We start from the raw sequence: 8,014 nt of genomic DNA, 5'->3' as shown, positions 1-8,014 counted from the left end.
CGAATCCCTGGCGTCCATCATCGACCGCAAGCCAGAGGAAAGAGAGCCTAAAAAGAAACCCGTGGGGACAATTTTGGCAAACCAAAGAGAGACATAACAGGCCATGAAACGATTGAATGTCAAACACCGGGTAGTCATCGGGCTTTTGGGCTTGACGATCAGTGTTGTCATGTTGGGTTTTTTTCTCGGTATTGTGCCGGATCGAGCCCTTGCCGTGCGGCAGGGGCGAACGGTGTTGGCCGAGGCTATCGCCGTGCACACGACATCGGCCGTGCTGTCCAACGATTTTGGTTACCTGAAAAATAATTTTGAAGTGCTGGTGGACAGAAATTCCGATCTGTTGTCGCTGGGCCTGCGCCGGCACGACGGGGCGGCGCTGGTCACGACACCTGGACATGCCGATCGTTGGCAGGCGATGAGCGGTGAACACTCGATGGATACGCAGGTGCGGGTGCCCATCTGGTCCGGCGAACAGAAATGGGGGCAGTTGGAGCTGCGATTCGAGGCCTTGGATCCCGGTGGTCTCATCGGGCTGACGCAACATCCGATGCTTCGGATGATCGGGTTCATGGGCCTGCTCTGCTACATCGGCTTTTACTACTATCTGGGCAAAGTGCTGCGACAACTGGATCCGTCCCGGGCCATTCCCGGGCGGGTTCGCTCGGCCCTGGACACGTTGGCCGGCGGTCTTCTGGTGCTCGATCACAAAGAACAGATTGTGCTGGCCAACAAATCCTTCGCTGCCATGCTCGGCAAGGCCTCGGACAATCTTCTCGGATACCGGGCCGGCGACCTACCCTGGATGGATAAAGCGGGCAAGAAAATCAAACCAACCGAGCGACCCTGGGTGCAGGCGCTCACCAGCGGCGAAGCCCAGATCAACCGAACCCTGCGACTGCGTCGCGCGAACCGGACCTGGTTGACCTTCAATGTCAACTGCTCCCCGGTGCTGGGTGCCAGCGGCAAATACGCCGGCGTACTGGTCAGTTTTGACGATATCACGCAGTTGGAGAACAAGGAGATCGAGCTGCGCCAGTCCAAAGAGGAGGCCGAAGCCGCCAACCAGGCCAAGAGCGTCTTTCTGGCCAACATGAGCCATGAAATCCGAACGCCCATGAATGCCATCCTCGGCTTCACCGAAATCCTCAAACGGGGGTTCGGAAAAGACCCGGCGGACAGCCTGCGGTACCTCAACACGATTCACGCCAGCGGCACCAACCTGCTGGAACTGATCAACGATATCCTGGACCTCTCCAAGGTCGAATCCGGTCAGCTGGAAATGGAGGCGGCCTGGGCCGAACCCCACCGGATCATCCACGAGGTGCTGCAGATGCTGGGCCTCAAGGCGCAGGAGCAGGGGATCCGGCTGACTTTCGAGGCACACAGTGCGCTGCCGCAGCAGATCCAGACCGACCCGGCGCGCTTTCGGCAGATTATCTTCAACCTGGTGGGCAACGCCATCAAGTTCACCGAGCAGGGCCAGGTCACGGTGGTCTGCCGTTTCGCGTCCGCTTCATCCAAATCCCTGCTGTCGGTCGATATTACCGACAGCGGCATCGGCATTGCCGCAGATAAAATCGAAACCATCTTCGACCCCTTCACCCAGGCCGACTCGGCGATCACGCGCCGTTTCGGTGGAACCGGGCTGGGCCTTTCCATCAGCCGCAAATTCGCGCGGGCATTGGGCGGCGACATCACGGTCAAAAGTGAGCCGGGCAAGGGCAGCACATTCACGGTGGCCGTGTCCACGGGTGATGTTCAAGCGGTGCCGTTCCTTCAGCCGGACGAGGTGGAGAAGGCAGCGCAGGTGCAGACCGCTACTGAACAGACAGCCTGGCAGTTCCCCGAGGCGCGTGTATTGGTCGTGGATGACGGCGCCGAGAACCGGGAGCTGCTCAAGCTGCTGCTGCAGGACGCCGGATTGACGGTGGATGAGGCGGAGAACGGCCAGGTGGGGGTGGAAAAGGCCACGGCCCAGCCGTACGACGTGATTCTCATGGACGTCAACATGCCCGTCATGGATGGGTTCAGCGCCACCCAAAAGCTCAGACAGCAGGGTATTGAGACACCCATCATCGCACTGACCGCCAACGCTATGGCCGGTTATGAGCAGGAGTGTCTGGACGTGGGCTACTCCGGATATCTCTCCAAACCGGTTGACCTGGATCGCTTTATGGCGCTGATGGCGGAGCTGCTGGGGGGGCGACAGGTATCCTCCAAAAAGGAAGCGGCTGCCGTCCCGGCTGCAGCGTCCGCACCCGACAACAGGATGAACCGATCCCCGTCAGCAGACAGCGCACCCATCCGTTCCACACTGCCGGAAGGGAATGAAAAATTTCGCAAGCTGATCGCTCAATTTGCCAAGCGGCTCGACGAACGCCTGAAAAGCGTGGCGCGATCCCACGCACAGGGTAACCGCAAGGAGATTGCCGACTTTGCCCACTGGCTCAAGGGTGCCGGCGGTACGATCGGTTTCAACGAATTCACGGTGCCGGCGGCCAACCTTGAAAAACTCGCCAAAAACGGATCCAACGACGCCGATCTTCAGCAGGCGATCGAAGGCCTGAACGGGCTGGCGGCCCGCCTGGTGGTACCCGGCATCGGGCCGATGGTTGCAGCTGCCCCATCCGCCACCACCTCGCCAGAGCCATCAGGCACAACGGTGTTGGCCGCCAGCAAACCGGAAGCGGCCACCCGCCAACCCGTGACGTCGCGGTTGGCATCCATGCCCCAATTCCAGGAGGTGATTGCCAAGTTTGCCGACAAGCTCGACGCAGAGCTGGTCAAGGCCCAATCGGCCCTGGACGCTGGAAACCTGGAAGAGCTGGCCCTGTTTGCGCACTGGCTAAAGGGATCCGGCGGCACGGTGGGCTTTGACGATTTTACCAAGCCCGCCGCCCGGCTGGAAACCTTTTCCAAAACCGCACAGCCGGAGCAGGCCGGCCAGGTTCTCGAGCAGGTAAAGCAACTCTCGGCGGCCATCGTAGTGCCGGGTATGGCAGCGGAGCACGCGACAGGGACTCCATCGACGGCACAGCCATCGGTACAGTAGAAAAACCAGAAAAAACAAATTACAAAAAACAAATTACAAATAAATTCCAAATCTCAAGAGACATAAAAACCGAAAATTTGGGATTTGGTTGTTTGGTGTTTGTTATTTATTTGTTTTTTGGGATTTGGGTATTGGCTACCTTCGATAGGAAGGACAGCTTAATAATAGAAATCGTGGGTTAAAAACCAGCGCAACCAATAATTATTCCCTCAGGTATACGCGTTAAAGGCCGACAATACATTTGTGAGGCTCTATCATGTAAGGCGCCACAACCCCATTTATGGACAGGAAGAAGATAGGAAACAGGCACACATGCAATCAGCGACTGCCAAAGCGAATTCATCGGAGCTGCAGGAAGCGTCGGCCATTAGTGAGGATAATGATCAGCAGCTAAATGCCAGCATCGTCATTGTGGATGACGAGTCCACCACCATGGAAGTGGTCAAGGCCTATCTGGAGGAGACGGGGTACCGCAACTTCGTTTTGATCGAAGAGTCGATCCACGCCCTAGCCACCCTTGAACGCCAGCGGCCCGACCTGCTGCTGCTCGACCTGAAAATGCCTCACGTGTCGGGCTTCGACCTGTTGCGGGACATCCGGATGCATCCGAAACTCAGCCACCTGCCTGTCATCATCTTGACGTCATCGTCCGACAACCAGGATAAATTGCAGGCCCTGGACCTCGGTGCCACCGATTTTTTGGCCAAACCGGTGGATCCGAGTGAACTTCGGTTGCGGGTGCGCAACACCCTGGCTGCCAAGGCATACCAGGATCGGCTCACTTTTTATGACCCGTTGACTCGGTTGCCCAACCGGCACCTGTTTATGGAATCTCTAGATTGGGGGTTGACATCCGCCAGAGAGGACGAGGAGAAGCTGGCGCTGATGTGTATCGAGTTGGACCAGTTCGACAAGATCCGCGATACCATGGGGCTATTGGCCGGCGACGAGATCCTGCGGCAGTTTACCCTGCGTTTCCAAAAGGTCATCAAGGGTATCGATATGATGGGGCGGATGGAGGTCGATGAATATGTCCCGGTCAATCTGTTCCGTCTCGACGGCGGCGTGTTCACCCTGATTCTGCATCGCATCCATAGCGAACGCGATGCAGCCGGGGTCGCCGCGTGTCTGTTGGAAGCCGTTCGATCCGTATTGCTGGTTAAAAACACCGAGCTTTACCTGACGGCCAGTATCGGTATCGCCGCCTACCCCACAGAAGATGGCGACAGCCATTCCATGCTGCAGTTGGCATCGAGTGCCAAGGATCATGTCAAGGCCAATGGCGGGGGGTCCTTTCAATTCTCTTCGCGCCGGATAAACACCCAGTATCAGCAGCGCCTCAGTCTCGAAGCCAGGCTGCGCAAAGCCTTGGATCGCAATGAATTGATGCTGCACTATCAACCCAAGGTAGATGTTCAAACCAACCGCATTGCGGGTGTCGAGGCTCTCTTGCGGTGGCAGGTCAATGAAGCCACCATGATACCACCGGACAAATTTATCCCCATAGCCGAGGAGACTGGTCTGATTATTCCCATCGGGCAATGGGTGATGGGCGAGGCCTGCAGGCAGTTGTCAGTCTGGCAGCGAGGCGGCAAAGTGCCCATCGGCATGGCCGTCAATCTATCCCCGATTCAATTTCAGAACAAGCAGATGCCCACTGTTTTCAAACAGATTGTCATAAACAGCGGTGTGTCCCCACAATTGATGACCCTTGAGGTCACCGAAAACATGTTTTTAGACGATATCGATCGAAAAATCGAATATATGCGTCGCCTGAAGGACCAAGGCATCAAATTGGCCCTGGATGATTTTGGAACCGGGTATTCTTCTTTGAGTTATCTGAAAAAACTACCCTTGGACGAACTGAAAATCGATCGCTCATTTTTTATCGATCTGTTTAAAGACCCTAAAAGCAGCGCACTCGTCTCTACCATGATTTATCTGTCGCGCAGCCTGAACTTGACGACGGTCGCCGAGGGCGTAGAGACGGATGAACAGCTCTCTTTTCTGAAAAAAGGCGCCTGTGACCTATACCAGGGCTACTTATTCAGCCGGCCGCTGCCACCCGATCAGCTGTTCGAGATGCTGCCTCCCGCTAATGGATAGCGAGGGGTTGTCGACAGACAATGGCCCTCAGTGCGGCAACCGCTGCAGCGTTATTCGATGTGAAACAGGCGCGATTGAAGCCTGTCAGTTCCCAAAGGATCAGTGAACCGCAGGCGTCAATTTACTGGCGTTAAAAAAAACCTTTTGACGCTTTACGAAAATAAACTATTGAATATATTGTTTATAACATTGTTTACAGTCTTGGCATTTGATTTGCTAAAGTCATTGGGAGCCAATTGTTACCGATGATCATCGCCTGAAAACGGTGAATTGAAAAGGATGATAGGTGTATGAAAGGACCTGCGATGATTACCAGATACAGATCCGCTTTTTATTCGGCTGTACTCATCGGCCTGATGATGAGTACCCCTGTGTTGGCCCGCGCAGAGGCGTTGCAGGGCATCACCGCCCCCAATGCCGACATCACCCTCTCTTTTGTCGTGGCGGGCCGGGTCAGTGACGTTCTGGTCCAACCGGGTACGACGGTCGAAAAGGACCAGCTGCTGGTGCACCTTTACGATGAACCCGAGAAAATTCAATGCCAGCAGTTGAAAATGTTGTCGGAAGACCGAACCAAAATCCATGCCGCACAGGCGGAGCTGGCCCAAAAGCAGGTGGATCTTAAAAAGCTGGAACAGGCCAAGGCAAAGGGTGCGGCCAGCCTCTGGGAAGTCGAACATCTATACCTCAACGTCCGCATTGCCGAGCTGTCCCTTCAATCGGCCATCCTCGAGCAGCAGCAGTATCGGCAACGCTTTGATCATGCGAGCAGCCAGTTGATGCGCATGCGCCTGGACGCGCCGATTGCCGGGCTTGTTGAAGAGGTCAGCGTCGAGGTGGGTGAATCCATCGGGACCCTTGGGCCGGTGGTCCGGATCGTCCAAAACGATCCGCTCTGGATCGATGTGCCCGTGCCCTTGGCCCAGGCCCGGGACCTTAAGCTCGGTCAGGATGCCTGGATCACGTTTCCCGGAGCCACCCGCGACGCATCGCCCAACGGACGCATCATCAACATTTCGGCAGTGGCGGACGCGGCCAGTGAAACCCTGCGGATTCGAATCGAAGTACCCAATCCGCTGAAGCGTCCGGCAGGCGAACGGGTGGCCGTGGCCTTCACTGCGACCCAGGACGACAACACCATGGCCCAATTGGACAGCCAATAACCTGGCGCCATCGTCTACTGTGCCGCGAATGCCGCGGTATCTGCCGGGGGCGCCGATTGCACGCTGACGAACTCAAGGTTGACGGAATACAATGATTTATGGGTGGCACAGGCAAACGCATACCAGCGGACGACCCGAAAGCAAGCCAATTCGCCGGCGTCAAGGCTATCGCCGAATGGCTTGCGCTGCAGGAAACGCCCGGCGGGTTCCTGGGTGCGTTGCTGGCTGCCCAGTGCCGACAGACCCACGCGGATGCCGCCGCCATTCTGCGATCAGGCCCGGCCGACCGGCCAGAGGTTCTGGCCGCATACCCCCCACCGCGTAACCATGGCAGCCTGCCCGAGTGGATCGGCAAGGCTGAAAAACCCTTTCGCAAAGCTATCAAAAGCGGCCGGACGGTAACCGTCCGCCAGGATGCAGCATCTGCAGGCGACGGCCAATCCCAGCGGTATCTGATGGTTATTCCCATCGAGAACCAGGGCGTCGTGCGCGCCGCGGCCGCCTTTCGAATCCGGGTGCAGCGTCCCCATGAGCTTTTGTTGAGCCATGCCCGCCTGGAGACGACCCCTTTGCTGTTCGACCACCATGAACTGCAGCTCACCGCCAACCTGCATCTCGAGACCATGAATCGCCTGCGGCGTGTCCTGGAGGTCCTGGATGCGGTCAATCGGCCCACGCGGTTTCTGGAAGCCGCCATGGCATCGTGCAACGAAATTGCATCATGGCTCGGCTGCAACCGAGTCAGCATCGGATTTCTCCAGGGAAACGGTGTGCAGGTGCGGGCCATGAGCCATACCGACACGTTCAACCGCCAGATGCAGGTGGTCCAGGCCATCGAAGCGGCCATGGAGGAGTGCCTGGACCAGGACCTGGAGGTCGTTCACCCCGCAGCGGAACCGGCCATCGTTGCCAGCCGGGCGGCGGCTCGACTTTCAGAACAGCATGGGCCATCGGCCGTGTTGAGTCTGCCGATTCGCCAAGCCGGGGAAGTGTCGGCCGTGTTGACGCTGGAACGTCCGCCCGAGCAGTCCTTCGACCGCCTGGAGGAGATCGAGGCCATCCGATTGACCATTGACTTATGCTCGCCCCGGCTGATGGACCTTCATCGAAACGACCGTTGGTTCGGCGCACGAATGGCCTCGGAGGCACGACACCATGTGGGGTCGCTGCTGGGGCACGAGCACACCGGGACGAAGCTGGCTGCCGTCCTGGTGGTGTTGATGGGAATTCTTCTGGCGACCCTGAATGGCGAGTACCGCATCAACAGCACCTTTGCCTTGAAGGCGCAGCATCAGCAGGTGGTCGTCGCACCCTTCGATACCTTTTCAAAGAGTGTGCTGGTGGAGCCGGGGGACAGGGTCGAGGGCGGGAAAACGATTCTGGGAACCCTGGAGACGGCTGAGCTCCGGCTGAAATTGGCTGCCCTCAAGGCGGAACAATTGGGTTACCAGAAACAGATGACGGCCTCCATGCGCGATCGGAAAACCGTGGACGCACACATCGCCGCATCCCAGAGCGAACGCGTGGCCGCCCAGATCCGCATGATCGAGAAGAACATCGAACAGGCCGACCTGGTGGCCCCGATCGACGGGTGGGTGATTTCAAAAGACCGCAAACAGGAAATCGGGGCGCCGGTTGGTGCCGGCGAGATCCTTTTCGAAGTCGCCAGCATCGATTCTCTCAGAGCCGAACT

Annotated in this window: 4 protein-coding genes; all 4 read left to right on the top strand. The window is 57.5% G+C overall.

Annotated features, from left to right (window positions below; all coding sequences use genetic code 11):
• Positions 1-103: 103 nt before the first annotated feature.
• Complete coding sequence (locus ABYV26_RS15910; protein WP_372682341.1) at positions 104-3,052, top strand: response regulator; 2,949 nt, start codon at positions 104-106, stop codon at positions 3,050-3,052.
• Positions 3,053-3,364: 312 nt separating this feature from the next.
• Complete coding sequence (locus ABYV26_RS15905) at positions 3,365-5,158, top strand: putative bifunctional diguanylate cyclase/phosphodiesterase (protein ID WP_372682340.1); 1,794 nt, start codon at positions 3,365-3,367, stop codon at positions 5,156-5,158.
• 305 nt (positions 5,159-5,463) lie between these two features.
• The gene (locus ABYV26_RS15900; protein WP_372682339.1) at positions 5,464-6,321 is read left to right on the top strand and encodes an efflux RND transporter periplasmic adaptor subunit; all 858 of its coding nucleotides are present in this window, start codon (positions 5,464-5,466) and stop codon (positions 6,319-6,321) included.
• Positions 6,322-6,419: 98 nt separating this feature from the next.
• A partial coding sequence (locus ABYV26_RS15895; protein ID WP_372682338.1) for a GAF domain-containing protein occupies positions 6,420-8,014 on the top strand: 1,595 nt, incomplete at its 3' end.

This window comes from Desulfosarcina sp. (assembly GCF_041551955.1).
Lineage (GTDB): Bacteria > Desulfobacterota > Desulfobacteria > Desulfobacterales > Desulfosarcinaceae > Desulfosarcina.
The sequence above is the reverse complement of the archived record's forward strand: the minus strand, read 5'-3'. Positions and strand labels throughout refer to the sequence as shown.